Annotated in this window: 17 protein-coding genes; 1 reads left to right on the forward strand and 16 read right to left on the reverse strand. The window is 67.1% G+C overall.

What is annotated here, in order from left to right; translation table 11 throughout:
- Positions 1-2: 2 nt before the first annotated feature.
- From ABC419_RS09630 to rlxS, 13 genes are all read right to left on the reverse strand, one after another.
- Positions 3-1238, reverse strand: a complete 1236-nt coding sequence (locus ABC419_RS09630; RefSeq protein WP_200165116.1) for a TraB/TrbI/VirB10 family type IV secretion system protein — start codon at positions 1236-1238, stop codon at positions 3-5.
- A complete protein-coding gene (gene trbG, locus ABC419_RS09635) occupies positions 1235-2221 on the reverse strand; it encodes a P-type conjugative transfer protein TrbG (RefSeq protein ID WP_200165117.1) in 987 nt (328 codons plus the stop codon). The genes ABC419_RS09630 and trbG overlap by 4 nt, the downstream gene beginning before the upstream one ends.
- On the reverse strand, positions 2218-2982 hold the full coding sequence (gene trbF, locus ABC419_RS09640; RefSeq protein ID WP_200165118.1) for a conjugal transfer protein TrbF: 765 nt from the start codon (positions 2980-2982) through the stop codon (positions 2218-2220). The genes trbG and trbF overlap by 4 nt, the downstream gene beginning before the upstream one ends.
- Before the next feature lies 1 nt (position 2983).
- Complete coding sequence (gene trbL / locus ABC419_RS09645; protein WP_200165119.1) at positions 2984-4306, reverse strand: P-type conjugative transfer protein TrbL; 1323 nt, start codon at positions 4304-4306, stop codon at positions 2984-2986.
- Between the two features lie 10 nt (positions 4307-4316).
- Positions 4317-5042: a P-type conjugative transfer protein TrbJ gene (gene trbJ / locus ABC419_RS09650; protein ID WP_200165120.1), complete on the reverse strand. Its 726-nt coding sequence runs from the start codon at positions 5040-5042 to the stop codon at positions 4317-4319.
- On the reverse strand, positions 5039-7498 hold the full coding sequence (trbE, locus tag ABC419_RS09655) for a conjugal transfer protein TrbE (RefSeq protein ID WP_200165121.1): 2460 nt from the start codon (positions 7496-7498) through the stop codon (positions 5039-5041). The genes trbJ and trbE overlap by 4 nt, the downstream gene beginning before the upstream one ends.
- Positions 7492-7749, reverse strand: a complete 258-nt coding sequence (locus tag ABC419_RS09660; RefSeq protein ID WP_200165122.1) for a VirB3 family type IV secretion system protein — start codon at positions 7747-7749, stop codon at positions 7492-7494. The genes trbE and ABC419_RS09660 overlap by 7 nt, the downstream gene beginning before the upstream one ends.
- Positions 7746-8066 (reverse strand): TrbC/VirB2 family type IV secretion system protein, encoded by a 321-nt coding sequence (locus tag ABC419_RS09665; protein WP_200165123.1) that lies wholly within the window; start codon positions 8064-8066, stop codon positions 7746-7748. Before ABC419_RS09665 ends, ABC419_RS09660 begins: the two co-directional genes overlap by 4 nt.
- A complete protein-coding gene (trbB, locus tag ABC419_RS09670; protein ID WP_200165503.1) occupies positions 8063-9028 on the reverse strand; it encodes a P-type conjugative transfer ATPase TrbB in 966 nt (321 codons plus the stop codon). Before trbB ends, ABC419_RS09665 begins: the two co-directional genes overlap by 4 nt.
- Positions 9029-9066: 38 nt before the next feature.
- Complete coding sequence (locus tag ABC419_RS09675) at positions 9067-9468, reverse strand: ribbon-helix-helix domain-containing protein (protein WP_200165124.1); 402 nt, start codon at positions 9466-9468, stop codon at positions 9067-9069.
- Positions 9469-9746: 278 nt separating this feature from the next.
- A complete protein-coding gene (locus ABC419_RS09680; protein WP_200165125.1) occupies positions 9747-11780 on the reverse strand; it encodes a conjugal transfer protein TraG in 2034 nt (677 codons plus the stop codon).
- A gap of 390 nt (positions 11781-12170) precedes the next feature.
- A complete protein-coding gene (locus ABC419_RS09685) occupies positions 12171-12956 on the reverse strand; it encodes a CPBP family intramembrane glutamic endopeptidase (protein WP_200165126.1) in 786 nt (261 codons plus the stop codon).
- A 174-nt stretch (positions 12957-13130) separates the two neighbouring features.
- Positions 13131-15110: a relaxase/mobilization nuclease RlxS gene (gene rlxS, locus ABC419_RS09690; protein WP_200165127.1), complete on the reverse strand. Its 1980-nt coding sequence runs from the start codon at positions 15108-15110 to the stop codon at positions 13131-13133.
- A 442-nt stretch (positions 15111-15552) separates the two neighbouring features.
- On the opposite strand from rlxS, the gene ABC419_RS09695 reads away from it, so the two are divergent.
- A complete protein-coding gene (locus ABC419_RS09695) occupies positions 15553-16773 on the forward strand; it encodes an erythromycin esterase family protein (RefSeq protein ID WP_200165128.1) in 1221 nt (406 codons plus the stop codon).
- Between the two features lie 54 nt (positions 16774-16827).
- Here ABC419_RS09695 and ABC419_RS09700 read toward each other — a convergent pair whose 3' ends face one another.
- From ABC419_RS09700 to ABC419_RS09710, 3 genes are all read right to left on the reverse strand, one after another.
- Positions 16828-16986: a hypothetical protein gene (locus tag ABC419_RS09700; protein ID WP_200165129.1), complete on the reverse strand. Its 159-nt coding sequence runs from the start codon at positions 16984-16986 to the stop codon at positions 16828-16830.
- Positions 16987-17280: 294 nt separating this feature from the next.
- Positions 17281-17517, reverse strand: coding sequence for a hypothetical protein (locus ABC419_RS09705; RefSeq protein WP_253107896.1), 237 nt, complete (start codon positions 17515-17517; stop codon positions 17281-17283).
- A gap of 298 nt (positions 17518-17815) precedes the next feature.
- Entirely contained in the window at positions 17816-18436 is a 621-nt protein-coding gene (locus ABC419_RS09710) for a lytic transglycosylase domain-containing protein (protein ID WP_412877594.1), read from the reverse strand.
- Positions 18437-18439 lie beyond the last annotated feature (3 nt).

Consider the following 18439-nt stretch of genomic DNA (forward strand, 5'->3'; position numbering starts at 1 on the left):
TCTCAGCGGGCCCACGGACGCAGCACGAGATCCTTGTGGACGATCACGCGCAGCGGAAATCCGGGGCGGATGGTGATGGTGGGTTGGACGTCGAGGTTCCGGGTGACGATCTGTTGCCCGGCTTGGCTGCTGGATTGTTGGGTCGACTCGCGGACGGCCCGGACGAGGTCGCTTTCTCCGTCGACAGTCAGTTCTGTTCCGACCCCGAGCAGGGTGGAAAGCGCGACGCCCTTGAGGAGTCGCCAAGTATGGAAATCCACCTTGTCGGCGAGCCCCGCGTAGCCCGAAGCATCGGTCGCCGGGAGGTTGTCGAGCTGAATCGAAGCGCCGTCAGGCAGGATGATGCGCTGCCAGACTAGAAGCGCTCGGCTCTGACCGAAGGCCACGACGCTGTCATAGCTGCCGATCAGCCGCGCGCCTTGCGGGATTAGCAGGATGCGGCCCGTCGCGGAGTCGTAGACGTTCTCCGTGACCTGGGCGGTGACGAAGCCGGGCAGATCAGATCGCAGACCCGTCATCAGGCTGGCCGCGATGACGCTGCCGGCCATGACCTGATACGGCGAAGCCGGCTCCTGAATGCGATGCGGGTTGATCGTCGAGGACGGCCCTTGCGCCACGAAATCGATCTTGCGCTGCTGGCCGTTCGGATCGCGTTGGGGATCGATGCCAGGCTGCCCCTCCTCTGCCCCGGCGGGCGCGACCGCCGCGACCGCCCCCATCGAGGCAGCTTCGGCTGTGGGGGAAGCCTGACGGGCGAGTTGCACCATCACGCTGGACTCCCGCGCCTGTCCCGCCTGCGCCGCCTGACGCTGGCGTTCCGCCTCAAGCGCCTGTTCCTCCGCTGACAGCGGCGGCGCTCCCGCATCGAGGGAAGCGCCGTCTCCTCCGCGCTCTTCATCCAGGATCGCCCGTCCGAGGTCGCCCGGAAGCCGCGGCCCCAGTTGCGGTACGGAGCCGTAGTCGCCGGGGAGGTCCGCGACGGCGTCGGCGGTTGCGCGGCGATCCGTCACGACCGGCTCGTCGGCGGGCTCTGCGATCCGGAGCGTCGCTGGCGCCAGCGCGAGCCAGGCGACGCCGGCGATCGCCGCCGCCCCGGCCGCAGCGCCGCCGATGACGACGCTGCGCTTGAACCGGACGATGCGGCGCGGCGCGGCGCGCAGGGTAAAGGCGTCGGGGGACGACTTGGGAGTACCCTCGCGTGGCGGGGTCTCGCGGGGCGTGTCGGGCTCGTCGATCATCGCGACGCCCTCCGGCCGCGCCGCTGATCACCATCGGTTCGGGTGATCCGCACGACCTGCTGCGGCGCTTCGCCCATGCGCAGTTCCGCCGCGGCGAACAGCCGGTCGACGATGTAATGGTGTCCGCTGACCCGATAGTTCACGAGGTGGGCGTCGCCGAGCGGGCCGACGACGAACAGCGGCGGCGCCTCCCCCTGATCGAGCCGGGCCGGAAACTCGATATAGACCTTCGCCCCGTCATCCCAGGCGCGAAGCGGCCGCCACGGCGGCGCATCGCCGGTGATCGCATAGCGGAAGCGCAGGTTCTCGACGGCGACGGCGGGCGCGATCGTCTGCGTCGCCGCGGCTCCATCATTTCGCCTTTGCAGCGCCAGCAACCGGTCCTGCGGATAGGTCCAGGAGATCGCCGCCATCGCGGTCGTATCGGTGCTTTCGAGCGCGAGGTGATAGGCGCGACGCGTCGTGGTGATGACCATGTTGGTATGCAGTCCCGCCGCGAAGGGCTTGACCAGGACATGCACCCGCCGATGGTCGCCGGCCCCGCTCACCGTATCGCCGATGACCCAGCGCACAGTGTCGCCGGCGGATACCGCGATCAGTTCCTCGCCCGGCTGAAGCGCAATGTCGCTGACTCGTTCCGGCGCGGCGTAGAGCCGGTAGAGCGCGCCTTCGGTCCAGGGGTAGACCTGCACGGCGTTGACGTAGCCCGCGCGCGACGGCTCCTGCGTCGCGGCGCGGTTTGCGGCCTCGACGCTGGCCGTGGGCGAGCCGGTCTCGCGGCGCGCGGAAGGCACCGGCTGGAGTTGGCCCGGCAGCGGCAACGGAACCGGGGTTTCTACGATCTCGACCGGGATCGGCGGTTCCGCCGCGACGACGGCGGGCTGAAAATCGACGGGGTCGTAGGCGATGGCGGGCGGCGGTGTTTTTCCCGCGCACGCGGCGAGCGCCAGGGCGGAGACCCCGGCAAGCGGCAAACGGATCACGGCGTATCTCCTTCAGGGGCGGCGATGGACGGGTTGGGAAACGGCGCCGCTCCGACCGGCGGCTGCGCCGGCACGGTCGTGTCGAGTTCGCGGGACCAGTCGATCGCGTTGACGAACAGACCAAGAGGGTTTTTGCGAAGCGCGTCCGCCGTCTTCGGCGCGCGAAAGACCGTCGTCAGGATCGCCGTCCAGCGCTCGGTCCTGGCAAGACTGCCGCGCTCGTAGGTCTGCTCGACCCATTTCACCTGGAACGACGAATCCGAGGCGCGCACGACGCTCGTGACCTGCACCGACACGCTGCGCTCGCCGATCATGGCGAACGGGTCGTTGGTGCGGGCGTATTCATTGAGGAAGCGCGCTCCGCGGTCCGTGGCGAAGTCATAGGCCTCCAGCCAGTTCTGCTTGACCAGCACGGGGTCGGTCGAGACGGACCGGACGTTGGCGACGAAGCGCGCGAGGTGCCAGATGATCTGGCCGTCGGTCGGACGATAGTTCTGGATGGCGGGCGCGACCGACCGCGCGTCGCCGAGCCGATCGACCTCGACCACATAGGGCGCCACGCGGCTCTGGGTCGACTGCCAGACATTGCCAGCCGCGAGCCCGCCGCTGATGATGAGGCAGCCGAAGGCCATCAACCGCCAATTGCGAGCCTGAACGCGGGCGGAGCCGATCCGGTCGTCCCACATCTGACCGGCCCGCTGATAGGGTGTTTCCGGCTGCGGCGTCCGGCCATAGCGTTGGATGGGTCGCTTGAATTTCATGCTAGTCGTCCTTCTGACTGAGGTCGGGATTGGCGGGCGCGCCTGGACGGTCGCCATCCTTCACGGTCTGAGCGGCCATGTGCATTCGGTGGCGGGACGTCTGTTCGCCGCGCATCCGCTGGGCCCACGCCGGGGCGGCCGCCGCGTCGGGACGCGCGCCAGGTGCAGGCGGCGGCGCGCCGTTCACGGCGTTCCAGGCGGCGTCCCGTCCCTTCTGGGCGCTCTCGCGAAACGGCTGGGAAAGGCGCGATGCGGCGGATCGCGCGCTCTGCCGCATCGCTCCGCCTGCGGCGCGCGCCATGCCCGCGGCGCCCGCGCCCACCGTGGATTTGCCGGCCGCTTCCTGACCAAGCTGATAGGACGCCCGCGCGGCGGACCCCATCGCCGTTCCCGCGCGCAAGCTCGCCATTCCGCCGGATGCGACCGCGCCCAAGGCGCGCGCGCCGATCGCTGCGCCTCCTGCACCGAGGATGGCGGCGCCCGCGACCGTGCCGACCGCCGCGCCCGCCCCGAGTTGCGGCGCGCCGGACACGAGGCCTGAGGCGACGCCGGGACCAAAGATGGCGAGACCGAGCAGGGAAAGGGACGCGAGGACCAGCGTCATCGCGGCGGCCGTATCCGGCTCGCCAGAACCAGCCGCGAGAAACATCTCGAAGAAGCCGGCGCCGATGCCGACAATGACGGCGAGCACCATGACCTTCAGGCCCGACGAGACGACGTTGCCCAGCACCCGTTCGGCGAGGAAGCTCGTCTTGTTGAACAGGGCGAAAGGGACGAGCACGAAGCCCGCCAGCGTCGTCAGCTTGAACTCGACGACCGTCAGGAAGATCTGGATCGCGAGGATGAAGAAGGCGAGCACCACGATCAGCCAGGCGACAAACAGCACGAGAATCGACAGGGCGTTGCCGAACACCTCGGGGAAGCCGACCATGTCCTCGATCGCCGTCAGCATCGGCTTGGCTGCGTCGAACCCGACGGAGGCGAGCTTGCCCGGCTTCAGCAAGTCGTCAGGGCCGATCGCGCCGCCGCCCGCGGTGAGGCCGAGTCCGGCGAAACTGCGAAAGACGATGTCGCCGAGTTGCTGGAAGTTGCCGAGAATGAAGGCGAAGATTCCGACATAGAGAATCTTCTTCAGGAACCGGCCCAGGACGTCCTTGTCCGCGTCCATCGCCCACCACAGACCGGCCAGCGTGATGTCGAGACCGATCAGGATGGTGGTGAGAAACGCTACGTCGCCGCCGAGCAGGCCGAACCCGCTGTCGATGTATTGCGAGAAGGCCGCCAGGAAGCGGTCAATGATGTTGAGGTCCGGGGCCGGGTCCATTGTGCGCGGCCTATTCCGGCGTATAGGCGGGGCGGGTCCCGATGAACCGCCGGGTTCGCTCGCGGGCCGCTTCCATAACCTGACGCTGGCGCGCCTGTTCGATCGCGTCGGCGCGGTACTGCGCGACCATCATCGACTGAAGCTGAAGCTGCTGACGGGCGACGAGCGCCATCAGTTGATTGCCGGCCTGCTGCGCTTGCAAGCCGCCGGTCGCGGCCTGGCTTTGCGCGACGAGATCGGTGAGCAAGGCGCCGTCGGCCCGGACGTTCTCGACGACCTGGGCCTGAACGCGCATCGTCTGGCGATAGCCCTGCAAGGACGACTGGAGCCGGGCGCGCGCCTGCTGGACGATCTGGTCAGTGCTGAGGCTTCGATCGAACGTTTGGGGAAACTGGTCGCGCAGCGCCGCATCGGTGGCGGCGACGTCGAAGGCGATGCCTTCGGCGCGAGCCATCAAGCCGTCGATCCGCTCGATGGAGCGCGTGAGCTGGTCCAGCGAGGAGAAGTCCAGACGCTGAAGCTGGCGCGCCTGATTCTGCAACATGGTCGCCTGGTTCTGGAGCGCCGTGATCTGGTTGTTGATCTGCTGGAGGGTGCGCGCGGCCGTCAGGACGTTCTGGCTGTAGTTGGTGACGTCGAAGACCTTGAGCTGGGCGTGGGCCGGCGAAACGGGCGCGAGCGCGCCGGCGGCGACGGTCGAGGCCAGAACGGCGGCGATGAGGATGCGGGGATTCATGAGGTCGGCTCCTTCTGCTGGTTGAATGGCTCGGCTGAAGCCGCGCCGGGAAAATCGCTGAGGAGGTCGGCGGCCCAGGGAAGGCCGCGCTCGCGCAGGAAGGCCGCGCCGAAAGCGTCGGCCCTCGGTGCTTTCAGAAGGTCGTCGATCAAGGCCTGCGTCACGGGGGCGGACGCGCCGCAAAGCGCGAGCGCAACCGGGCCGAGCGCGAGTTCGAACAGTCGGTTTCCGCCGCGCGACTGGAGGTAATAGTGCCGCTTGGGCGTCGCCCGGGCGATGAGTTCGACCTGACGCTCGTTCAGGCCGAAGCGTTCATAGGCGGCGCGTGACTGCGGCTCGACGGCCCGGTCGTTCGCAAGGAAGATGCGTTGCGGGCAGCTTTCGATGATGGCCGGCGCAATGCTGCTGTCGGCGATGTCGGCCAGCGACTGCGTCGCGAAGACGACGCTGACGTTCTTCTTTCGGAGCGTCTTGAGCCATTCGCGGATGCGTTGGGCGAAGGTCGGATTATCGAGATAGACCCACGCTTCGTCGAGGATGAGCAGGGTCGGACGACCGTCGAACCGGGCCTCCAGGCGATGGAAGAGATAGCTCAGCACAGGCAGGACAAGGCTGGGCGTGTCCATCAGGGTTTCGGTCTCGAAACACAGCACGTCGGTGAGGGTCAGTCGGTTTTCGGCGGCATCCAGCAATCGTCCGAACGGCCCTTCCAGCGTCCATGGCGCGAGCGCGGATTTCAGCGCCTGCGATTGCAGCAGCACGGACAACCCGGTCAGGGTGCGCTCCTCGGGCGGCGCGCTGGAAAGGCTCGTCAACGCCGACCAGAGCATCTCCTTCAGCTCGGGCGTCACGATCAGCTTCTCATGGCCGAGAAGTTCGGCGATCCAGTCGGCGGCCCACGCGCGTTCAGCGTCGTCGTCGATGTCGCGGAGCGGCTGGAACGCCAGCGCGTCCCCCTCCCCGAGCGCGATATGGTCGCCGCCCATCGCCAGAGTCGCCGCCCGCGCCGACAGCCCCTTGTCGAAGATATACACCTGCGATCCGGCGTAGCGGCGAAACTGTAGGGCGAGCAGCGCCAACAGCACCGACTTGCCCGCGCCGGTCGGCCCGACGATGAGCATGTGGCCGACATCGCCGACATGGGTCGACAGCCTGAACGGCGTTGCCCCACTCGTATCCGCATAAAGAAGCGGCGGGCCGGCGAGATGGACGTTTCGAACGGGACCGGCCCAGACCGCCGACAACGGCATGAGGTGGGCGAGGTTCAACGTGTGGACGAGCGGCTGACGGACGTTGGCGTAGACATGGCCGGGGAGGCTTCCGAGCCAGGCTTCGACCGCATTGACGGACTCGCGAATGCAGGTGAAGCCGAGCCCGTTGACGATCCGCTCGACGATCCGGACCTTCTCTTCGGCCGCGCCGCGATCGACGTCCGACACGGTGACGGTCGTGGTCAGATAGCCGAAGGCGACATGGTCGCCGCCGAGCGCCTGCAAGGCGAGATCCGCATCGACCACCTTGTTGTCGGCGTCAGTGTCGGTCAGCGGGACCGGCTCGTTGGTCATCACTTCGCGCATCAACTGCGCGATCGACTTCCGCTTGTTGAACCATTGGCGACGGATCTTGGTCAGCGCCTTGTTCGCCTCCGTCTTGTCGAGACAGAGGAAGCGGGTTGCCCAGCGATAGGCGAAGTCCTGATGATTGAGCGCGTCGAGCAGACCGGGACGGGTCGCGTTGGGAAAGCCCAGGATAGTGACGGTCCGCAGATGCTCGTCGCCGAGCATCGGTTCGATGCCGCCCGACAGGGGGGTGTCGACGAGAAGGCCATCCAGATGCATCGGCGTCGGCGGCGCGGCGACCGGATGGCGTCGCGTCGAGATCGTCGCATGAAGAAATGACAGCGTCTCCGCGTCATCAAGGCCGCGCACGACCGGCATGAAATCGGCAAGAAGGTCTAGGACGCGATCCGTCTCGGCGACGAACGCCCGCAGCTCCTGACGCCAGTCACGACCGACATCTGGGGTGTCCCGCTCCAGAAGCGCGCGCTCCGCGCGATTGACCTGATCGGCGGGCGGCAAGTGGCAGAGCGTGAGGTGAAAGCGGCTCTCGAAATGCTGCCCGCGCCGTCCATCGAAATGCGCCCGCCGCTCTTCATCCACCAGCCAGGACGCCGCATCGGGAAAGGCGCTTTCGGGGTAGCCGAGCGCTTCGGCGCGGACCGCATCGAAGAACAGCGCCCAGCCTGAGCCAAGACGGCGCAACGCGTTGTTCGCCCGCGCACAGACCGAAACCAATTCGGTCTCCGTCGCGGATTCGAGATCGGGACCTCGAAAGCGCAAGGTGCGCTGGAACGCCCCATCCTTGTTGAGAACCACGCCGGGCGCGACCAGGGCCGCCCAGGGCAGATGATCGGCGAGAACGTCGGCGGTGCGGCGGTATTCTCCCAGGTTCAGCATGACCACCACCCCTTCTGCCGGAGGTGGCGGACGCCGACGGCGGCGAAGTCCGGGTCCCGCTTGGCGGCGAAGACGGCGAGGCTGTGTCCGACGAGCCAGATGATGAGGCCGGCGATCCACTGCTGGAGACCGAGTCCGATCGCAGCGGTGAGCGTTCCGTTGAGGATCGCCACGCCGCGCGGCGCGCCGCCGAGCAGGATCGGTTCGGTCAGCGCGCGATGCAGCGGAACCTCGAAGCCCTCGACGCTCATGCGATGAGCGCTCCGCCGCCGAAGGAGAAGAAGGACAGGAAGAAGCTCGAGGCGGCGAAGGCGATCGACAGGCCGAACACGATCTGGATCAGCTTGCGGAAACCGCCCGAGGTTTCTCCGAACGCCAGGGCGAGGCCGGTTGTGATGATGATCAGAACCGCGACGATCTTGGCGACCGGCCCCTGAACCGACTCCAGCACCTTCTGGAGCGGTTCTTCCCAGGGCATACCGGAGCCTGCCGCGAGAGCGACGACCGGGATCATGACCCCGGCCAGGACGACCCAGGCGGACAGGCGCGGATGCACGGTAGGCGTCATGGGAGTTCTCCTCTGAGAAGGGCTTTGAGCTGAGGGGGATTGAGGTCGGTCACGGCGTAGGCGCCGTCGCTGTCGAGGCCCGTCACCTCGGCGACTGTCTCGATCCGCCGCCCGACCCCGCGACCGCGGATGAAGACGACGAGATCGATCGCTTCGGCGATCAGGCGGCGCGGCACGGTGACGACGCCTTCGGCGACGAGCTGTTCGAGCCGGTAAAGCGCGGCGTGCGCCGAGTTGGCGTGCAGCGTGGCGATCCCCCCCGGATGGCCGGTGTTCCAGGCCTTGAGCATGTCGAGCGCTTCAGCCCCCCGCACCTCCCCGACCACGATCCGGTCGGGCCGAAGGCGAAGGGTCGAGCGCACGAGGTCTGCCATGCCGACGACGCCGGGCCGCGTGCGCAGCGGGACGGTGTCCGCCGCCGCGCATTGCAACTCGCGGGTGTCCTCGATGAGGATGATCCGCTCGTCGTGCCCGGCCATTTCGGCGAGCAGCGCGTTCGCGAAAGTCGTCTTTCCGGACGAGGTGCCGCCGGCGATCAGGATATTCTTGCGGTCCACGACCGCACGCCGAAGGGCGTCGGCCTGAACCGGCGCGAGCATCCCGTCAGCGATATAGTCGATGAGGCGATGGACCTTCACGGCAGGCTTACGGATCGCGAAGCAGGGCGCCGTGGCGATCGGAGGGAGAAGGCCTTCGAACCGTTCGCCGCCGCTCCCGTCGGGCGACGTCGGAAGTTCGGCCGAGACGATGGGCGCGTTAGGATGGACCTCCGCACGGACATGGTCGGCGACGAGGCGAACGATCCGCTCGACGTCCTGCGGGGTCATCCTCACGCCGGTATCGGTGCGCCCTTCGCCGAGCCGGTCCAGCCGAAGCGCGCCGTCCGGATTGACCATGATCTCGATGACCGCAGGATCGCTCAGAGCCTCGGCGATCGCCGGCCCCATCGCCGTGCGCAGCATGGCGCGGCGTCGACCGAAGGCGACGGAGTTGGCGCCGGTCACGCCGCGTCCTCCTGGACGTTCGGCATGTCGCTCATCTCAGTCCCGGCGATCCGTCGCCCGACCTGATCGATGAATTTCTGAAAGCGTTCGCGCCCAACGGCGCGGGCGGCCGCGTCCGGCTCGGGAATCTGTGCGGTAAGGCTGAACTGGAAGCTGAGGAAGAGCGAGACGCTTTCCAGCAGCACGTTCATATCGCGGGCGAGACGCCGCTGATCGGCCGACATCCGGTCGAGGCGCGCCTTCAGCAGGTCGTCGACCTCGCGCATTCCACGGCGGCGAAAATGTTCGCGCAGCGCGCCCCCGACGATCGCCGATTTCGACGTCCCCGGTCCGCGCGCCAGCCGATCGAGCTCGGCGGTGAGTTCTTCGTCGAGATAAACGTGGTGGCGCGGCTTCATGCCCGTTCCACCGGGGCAGGAAACCGGCTGACTTGGCCGCCTTTGGCACGATTGTTCATGAGCCTCGTCCGTCGGCCGTCGCGACGCGCGACGGGTCGACAGCGAAGATCAGGCGAGGCGGCTCAGGCCGTTACCCCCGTTATTCTCACGCAAATGCACGGACGCAGTCGATGACGGCGCTTGTCTTCATCCGCATTACTCAACCCTGGCAGCGCATCGCCAAGCGTGGCGCATCGCGTCGTCCCCTTGGGATCGAAGTACGCCAGGAAAAGCACGACCTAGAAATCGGGCAGCAGGTCGTCTCCCTTGCCTGTCGCCTCATTCATCGCGTGAGCGCGCGCGACATTGCTCAGCGCCGTCATCGCGCGCCGATCCAGCGCCGGATCGCCGTCCTCCTCGCCGGGCGCAGCCGCATCGTGAAGGTCGCGCTCCCGCGTCGCGTCGGCGCCTTCCTCGGCAAGGCCCGGATGCCGTTGCTGTTGAAGACCGCCCTCCTCTGCGATCGCCGCGATCAGGTCGTCCTCATCCGGCGCGGCGAGCGCGCCATGCGGTTCGCGCACCTGACCGCCCCAATCATCGGAACGCGCAGCGGGGCGGTCGGCATATCCATCGTCCGCAAGTTCGGGAGGGCGCTGAACCCGCGACTTGAAGTTCCGGTCCTCATAGTAGCGCAGCTTCTTCGCCCGGATCGGCGCGAGCCCGGACACCATCACCAGCTCGTCGGCGGGCGGAAGCTGCATGATTTCGCCGGGCGTCAACAGCGGGCGGGCCGTCTCCTGCCGACTGACCATCACGTGGCTGAGCCAGGGCGCGAGGCGGTGGCCGGCGTAATTGCGCTGGGCGCGCAGCTCCGTAGCGGTGCCGAGCGCGTCGGATATCCGCTTGGCGGTCCGCTCGTCGTTCGAACTGAAGGCGATGCGGACATGGCAGTTGTCGAGGATGGCGTTGTTCTCGCCATAGGCCTTTGAAATCTGGTTGAGACTCTGCGCAATCAGATACGCGCGAATGCCGTATCCGGCCATGAAGGCGAGCGCGGTCTCGAAGAAGTCCAGCCGGCCCAGGGCGGGAAACTCGTCGAGCATCATCAGCAGGTCGTGCCGCCGGCTCTTCTTCGGATCGCCTTCCAGCCGTTCGGTCAGGCGCCGTCCGATCTGGTTGAGGATCAGGCGGACAAGGGGCTTGGTGCGGCTGATGTCCGACGGCGGGATGACGAGGTAGAGCGAGACCGGCGCGGCCGCATCGACCAGGTCGGCGATGCGCCAATCGCAGGCCGAGGTCGTCTCCGCCACGACCGGATCGCGGTAGAGACCGAGGAACGACATGGCCGTGGACAGAACGCCGGACCGCTCGTTCTCCGATTTGTTCAGCACCTCCCGCGCCGCCGACGCGACGACGGGATGAACCATCGGATTTTCAGGGGCGCCGAGATGGTTGGTCTCCATCATCCGGCGCAGGGTGTGAGCGAAGCTGCGCTGAGGATCGGACAGGAAGCTAGCGACACGCGCGAGCGTTTTCTCCTCCTCCGCATAGAGGACGTGGAGGATCGCCCCGACCAGCAGGGAGTGGCTGGTTTTCTCCCAGTGGCTGCGCCGTTCGAGCGCTCCTTCCGGATCGACCAGGATGTCGGCGATGTTTTGGACGTCGCGCACCTCGTCGGGACCTTTGCGGACCTCCAGCAGCGGATTGTAGCGCGCCGAGCGCGGGTCGGTCGGATTGAATAGGAGGCAATGCGAAAAGCGGACCCGCCAGCCTGCGGTCAACGTCCAGTTCTCGCCCTTGATGTCGTGGATCACTGCCGAACCCGTCCACGACAGCAGGGTGGGTACGACCAGGCCGACGCCCTTGCCCGAACGGGTGGGCGCAAAGGCCATCACATGCTCGGGACCGTCGTGGCGCAGATAGTCGCCGTCCTTGACGCCGAGGAAGACGCCGGAGGGCCGCATCAATCCGGCACGCGCGATCTCTGCATGCGTAGCCCATCGCGACGAGCCGTAGGTCGTCACCTTTCGGTTCTGCCGCGCGCGCCACAACGATCCGACAATGGCAGCGGCGCAGGCCATGAAGCCGGAAGCGCCCGCCAGCATCCCGGCTTTGTCGAAGACCTCGGGTGCATAAGCCTCGAAATGAAACCACCAGCCGAACAGCGCCCACGGCTGATAGACCGGCTGGCCGAAGAGGGTGAATAGGGGCGCACCGAGCTGCGGCTGATAGCCCAGCATCGCTGCCGCCCATTGTGTCGCCGCCCAGACCCCGAAGATCACGATCGCGAAGCAGACAAGAATTTGCCCTAACAGAAGCTTGGTCGGTGTCATGGCTTTGTCTCCGTCCGGCGCGGGCGCGCACAGTCGGAACGAAGGTCAAGATGACGCTGGGAAGCGGTAAGATCGTTTAACTGCCCGCAAATGCACGGAAAGCATCCTCGTGTGATCGAAAAGGGGTGCCGTTGCCGCAAGGCGGCGTTACCGCATTCATGTCCGCGCTCCTTGCACGGCCCAAGCTCCGGGCCGTCATGATCGCGCGCTGTCCGATTCTGCTGATCAATGGAGTATGAGGACGCCGACGCCCGCTTCGAGAATGCCTCGAAGCAATACTTCCTCGACATAGGCAGGCGCAGCAAACGACCCTGATTAGGTTCCGTTGGCGCAATCAGGAACCCGAATGGTGTCGAGGGACGCCTCCTCGGAGGGCGGCCTTTGTCCGCGTCAGGTCGCGGACGGCAGACTCGCTCTCCTGCCGACCCGCCCGAACAGCACAGCGATGATCACTGAAAAGGGGACAATCGTGAGCCCTGCGACCTGAACCAGCATATGGGGATCGCCTGTCCAGATCGCCCAGTGGGGCAATGCTGACTGTTGCGCCGTTATGAAAGCCAGGTGCAGTCCGACCGACGCCCAGACCGTGCCCGTGACGGCGCGGACGATTCCGAGCACCAGACCAAAACAAGCGATGAAGCTGACATCGTCCAACGACGCCACGGCGCCTACGGCCCAGGCGAAGAGGGTGAAGATCGCCGTTTGACCTAAAACCGGCGTCCAGGGCGAACGGCGGGCTTCAAACACCTGCATCAACCAGCCTCGGAATAGGAGTTCTTCCGGAAGGGCTTCGCTGAGCAAAACGAGGAGCACCAGGTAGGCGACGCCGAGCGCCGCATCCGGCGAGTTGGTGAAGGTGATGTCGACAAGGCCTGTTACTAGCAGCGCCCCGACCGCCACAAGAGCGACGCCCGCATATGCCGCAAAGCCAAAGCAGGTCTGGACGACGGCTACCCTGTTCAACGGAGCAAACGGGACCCGCCGTGATTGAAGGCGCGCCATGACGGCGGTGAATCCCGCGACGCCCCCCGCTACGATCAGCGCGAAGGTCAATCGTTCTCCATGCGCAAATGGAAAGGGCGCTATAGGGCTCAGCATCATCGCCACGCGCCAGAAGACGATGGCGCCTGCAATCAGCAGAAGTGTTCCGAACAAATCGCTGACGAGTTTGCGCATTCGCCCATTCGCCCCAGAAGAAGCGCTCAGCTTGCCCGTCCATTGAGACAGGGCGCAACAGTCGCGCCCCGGTCCGCCGCGCCGTTAGACTGCGGCCTATCGTCGCCAACGCTGCGCGTCCACCCCAAGGTCTCGATCAAACCGCGTTGACACCTGACCGACCGGCCATCTCGGTTACGAAACCGACGGCCCGTTCCGTCCATGCCCGATCGTCCAGTTGACGCCGTCGCCCTTTATCACGCCCGACACCGCGCGGCCGATCTGGCGATCGAGAATCGGCCGCCAGGGCACGAGGGTGAACTCCCGGGACTTTTCGATCAGCGCGACCCGCCCCGAGGCCAGGTCGACCGGACGGCGATAGACGCCCTCGATCCGGTCGCCGGATCGGCTCTCGACATAGTCGAGACCGAGTTCGTCCGAGAGGGCCCCGGCGACGCGGCTCATCTCGCGCCCCCTGAGCTGGGCGAGCATGTCGCGGCGATAGACGATCTTGCCCTGATCCTCCTCGGCCAACTGCTGGCCCACTAGCCAGCGCATCCGGCGGGCCTTCGCCGCTGCGACCTCCTGCCCGAACCCCGCGTCGCGCCTCGCCTCGGGCGCGGACGCAATCAGTTCGCGGTCGAGCCAGGTCGCGCCGTCGAAGCCGGCCTGCCGTTCGAGCGAGATGGCGGAAAGCGTATCGACGACCACCGGCGCGGCCTTGGCGCGCTCCGCCTCGAACGCCGCCGCACGCGCGACATGATCGGGCGCGATCACCCAGCGGCCGTCGGGTTTGCGGGCGACCCCGGCGCCGGCCTTGCGCAGGACTTCGAGCCGGCGAACATGCGTCTCGGCGAAATCCTGCGTCGCGGACGCGTCGTGACGGAGATGAAGATCGATGCTGTAGCGGCCTCCGTTCGCCGCCGCGATCTCGGCGACGGTGCGGTCGGCGGCGCGGGCGTCCGTGGGCGTCGCTCGGATGCGCACGACCGCGCCCGCTGGAAGTCTCTCCGTCGTCTCGCCCCGTCCGATGTCGACATAGTGGATGCGGCCGTCGGCGGCGTCGACGATCAGGTAGTGACGATCATTGAGTTCGTCGGACAGGCCGCGCTCGATCACCCGTCCGACGATCGGCTGCATCGAGGACGGATCGGCGATCACCGCGTCCAGGCCCGGACGTTCGACGCCATGGGCGGTGAAGGCGCGCTGCATCGTGCGGATGATGTCGCCGCGTTCGCCCATACGCCGCAGCGTATCCTCGAAGTCCGGCGCAAGCGTCCAGCGCCCTGCCCCCAGCTCGCGCGCCAGGCCGAGACGGCCGAGCGTCTGTAATCGGCCCGCCCGCAAGGTCTGCTGGAATGGATCGCGTTCGAACGCGACGACGACGCTCCCGGCGTCGAGGTCGCGAAGGAGCCGCCGGTCGAGGCTCGTCAGCCGCTCCTGCGACACCTCCGCACGAAGCCGGTCGGCGATCTCGATGTCGCTGCGCGGACCTAGGTCGAGCGAGACGAGTTCGGCGGCGCGCTCACGCATTCCCTGCGAGAGATAGTCGCGCGCGATGACGAGGTCCTTCCCGCGATCGTCCTTTCCGCGCACGATGATATGGGTGTGCGGATGGGCGGTGTTGAAGTGATCGACCGCGACCCAATCGAGCTTCGTCCCGAGATCCATTTCGACCTGCGTCATCAGGCGGCGCGTCAGGGATTTGAGATCGTCGTAGGATGCGCCGTCCTCGGGCGAGACGATGAAGCGCATGTGGTGGCGGTCGCCGTCCTGACGGTCGAGAAAGGCCCGGCGGTCGACACTGTCCGCGGCCGCCGAATAGAGACGGCCCTGTCCCCCGTCCCGCGTGGTTCCGTCGCGTTCGACGTAGCGCAGGTGCGCGAGCGCCGGAGCGAGCCCCTTGGGACCGTCGAGGCGCGCGATGCGCGACTTGATGATGACCCGGCGCTGACGCAGCGCCGAGAAGCGGTCGCGTGAGGCGAGGACGCGGCCGACGCCTGCGCCGCGTCCGATCCGCCCGCCGGAGAAACCGCGCCCGCCCCGCCCTGATGCTGCGCCGCCGCGCGCCAGGTTCGCCGCCTTCACGACGCGGCCGACATAGCTACGCGCCCGTGCCTTCCCGAGCGAGCGGATGCGGCCGAGGCGCGGTTCAAGATCGTCGTCGTCCGACACGGCGGCTCCTTTCGGCGGGCGCGAAACTTCGCCCGAAACCCCGACATGGCGCGGCCGAACGCCCTTGCCTATTGGCGCCATCGCAAAGCCCGGATTTGCGAGCTTTCATCGCCCTATGGCGCCATCGCGCCGGACATGGCGCTACTCGATCTTAGAGAAAACGATGTGCAGACAATCACTTGCATCGCCATCCCGGAAAGATGGCGCTGTTGTTTTATCTTGCCATGCACGCCTTGATGCACCCCGCGGAGATGAATACCGATGCCCCGCCTCCGAAATTCTGGGCGATTCCGCCCGCTTGCCCGAATCCGGCCTTCGCCCCTACGAGGGTTGCAGCATCCTAGGAGGGCAGGACATTTTTACGCGACGCGAGACATCCTTTGGGCTCCTGGCGACGGGCATCGCTTCACTGGCCTGGCCTGCATCAGCTCACGACGGCGGAGTGGCGTCGCGGCTTGCCGAAGCCGCCCTGCCCTTCGATGCGGCCCAAGATCTCGGGCAGGATGCGAAGCTTGTAGAGGCTCTCGCTGCGGTCATCGGGGATCGCGATATCGTCATGCTGGGGGAGCCAAGCCATGGCGACGGCAGTTCAATCCGGCTGCGGGGCCGTCTGGTTGAGCTCCTGCATCGTCGCTTCGGCTTCGACGTCCTCGCATTCGAGGCCGACTTCTGGTCGCTCACCCGCGGCTGGGAAGCGATAAGCGAGCCGGCGCAAATCCGGCCGTTCGCGGACGGCAACCTCTACGATTTCTGGGGCCGCGCCCCGGCCGTCGACGGGCTTTGGACCTATGTGGAAGCCGTATTCGCCAAGGGCGGCCGCCTCGATGTGTGCGGTTTCGACTGCCGCTTGAAAGGCGAAATGGCCCGCGAAAACCTGACGGCGACTCTCCGTTCCACCGTCGGGGCGAACCTCTCCGACGAACAGTTCAAGGCCTTCGCCGACGGGTATGCGGCGCTGCAAACCGCCGAGTTCGCGGCGCCTCCGCAAAAGGAATTGCAGGAGGGCTATTTCGCCTCGATCGATCGGATGATCGCTTCGCTTAAGCAGGAAAATGTCTCGACCGATGCGGTTAAACAGGCCCAAGCCGAGTTGTCCAGTCTGGCGGCCTGGGCCGGGGTGGCTTGGAAGGGGAGCTCAAGAGACGAGGCGATGGCCGCCAATCTTGAATGGCTGGTCACGCAGAAATTCCCCGGCCGCAAGGTCATTGTCTGGGCGCACAACAACCACATCCTTAAGAACCCCACGGTCTACCTGGACATTCGCGACCCCGGCCCCGCTCAACAGATCGCGGCGATGAGCGAAGCGCAGAAGGCCGCCCTTTCCTATGTCGGCAGCGTCTCTTCCCGAACCTTTCCCGGCAGGGTCTGCGCCATCGCCACGACCCTGGGACGAGGTGAAACCAGCGCCCTGTTCTACAAGGCGCTGGACGGCTCGCAGATCGATTTCACCGTGACCCGCCCCGTGCCCGCCCATGCGTCGGATTCGATAGAGGCCCTGCTTTTGGAAAAGAACGCGGAGGCGGCCCTCCTCGACCTGCGCGACCTGTCGCACGCAGACTTCTTCCGATCGCGCCTGATCGATCTGAGCTATCCCGCCGACGCGCCATTTGGGCGCGGCTATGACGCTGCCATCTATCTGAGAGATGGGCGCGGGCTCGCCTGACCGGCCATTTCCACGACCGGGGACCGCGCCGGTCGTCGGCGCGGTCGTAGCGGCTCATCTCCCCTGCTCCAGAAGCTCGAGCGACGCCGTTTCGAGCATCGCCCGCTGGGCTTCGGCGGCCTTCAGTTCGGCTGCGATCTGACGCAGTTCGCGCGGATCGAGGACGCCCCGAAGCTCGGCGCGCAGTTCTTCGATATGCTGTTCCAAGGTCATTTGAGCCTCCTGTCGAGTGAAAGACAGGGGTCGTTTCCGGCGCGGGGCGGGCCGGGTCAGGGACCGCGAAGCGGCCGCGCAGCGGCGATGGGGGAAACGATTTTTCCCGGCGCGCCCGGCGTTCGATCGGGAGGGCCGTCGTCTGTCCGCCGGGAAAAATGGTGGGGCCCCGCCGTCCTTGAGGCGGCCCGCCCCGCGCCGGATGATGGGGGAGTCTGAGCGGACATCCCCCGCTCCAGCACGGGCGCCGCCGCCCTGCTTTATGCGCCGCCCTGCTTTATGCGCCGCCCTGCTTTATGCGCCGCGCCGAACCACTGCGGCCGTCGAGCCATCCAGCAGCGCGAGGTTCTCGTAGCCGAGCCGCTGACAATGCGGCAGGAGTAGTTCGAAGACGGCGAGCGCCTTCTCGAAGGCGCCGGTGCAGCACCACATCATCACCTCCCCCGGCTCATCGATGACGGTTGAAAGCACCTCGAAACGATCGCCCGGCCCCTCTTCGTCGGCATAGAAATATTCTTCAGACTTCGGCATCTCCGTCTCCCTTCGCCGATTGACGGATGCAGCGACCGGAGCGGAAGGGCCGGGTCAGGGACCGCGCAGCGGCCGCGAAGCGGCGATGGGGGAAACGATTTTTTCCGGCGCGCTCCGCGCTCTACGGATGCGCGCCGACGCCTGCCCGCCGGGAAAAATGGTGGGGCCCCGTCGTTCTTGAGGCGGCTCGCCCCGCGCCGGAGGCTGCATCCCATTGTCGACAACCCGATAGCGACGAGGCGCGCCGACCGACGCGAATGGCGTCGCAGTTAAATTCGCGCGCCACCGCGCCCTCCCCTTACGGAGGGTCGCCTAGCGGCCGTCGCACCGCGAACAGACTGTCGGACGCCGTCGCCTCCGGCGGGGCGGAGGTCGACGCCTCAGGCCGGACGAGCGCGAAGAACAGGCTCTCGCCGGACAGAACGGCGGGCGGCATCTCGCGTGTCGCAGGCGCGCGGGCGAGCTGGGCGATATAGGCGCGCGTCTCGCCGGGAAGCGGCCGCCCCGTGGCCAGATGCTCCGCGTAGCGGCCAGGACCGGCGTTGTAGGCGGCGAACAGACCGGGATAGCCGAAGCGGTCGTGCATCAGCTTCAGATAGGCGGTCCCCGCCATGATGTTGTCGCGCGGATCGTGCGGATCGGCCCCGAGACCGTAGCGACGGCGCATCGCGGCGTAGGTGCCGGGCATCACCTGCATCAGGCCCATCGCGCCCGCGCGCGAGACGATCGGCCGCCCGTCGAGATGGGTCCGGCCGCCGCTTTCGGCGCGCATCACAGCGGCGATCCACGCCTCGGGGATGCCGAACCGGCGCGAGGCTTCGCGGATCAGCGGCGTCCAGCGCGCGACGGCGGGCGACATCACGACAACCGCGTCCCGGACGGCGGGCGCAGCGTCGGCGACGGCGGGCGCCCCCGTCATTCC

Source organism: Brevundimonas phoenicis (genome assembly GCF_047237745.1).
Taxonomy (GTDB): domain Bacteria; phylum Pseudomonadota; class Alphaproteobacteria; order Caulobacterales; family Caulobacteraceae; genus Brevundimonas.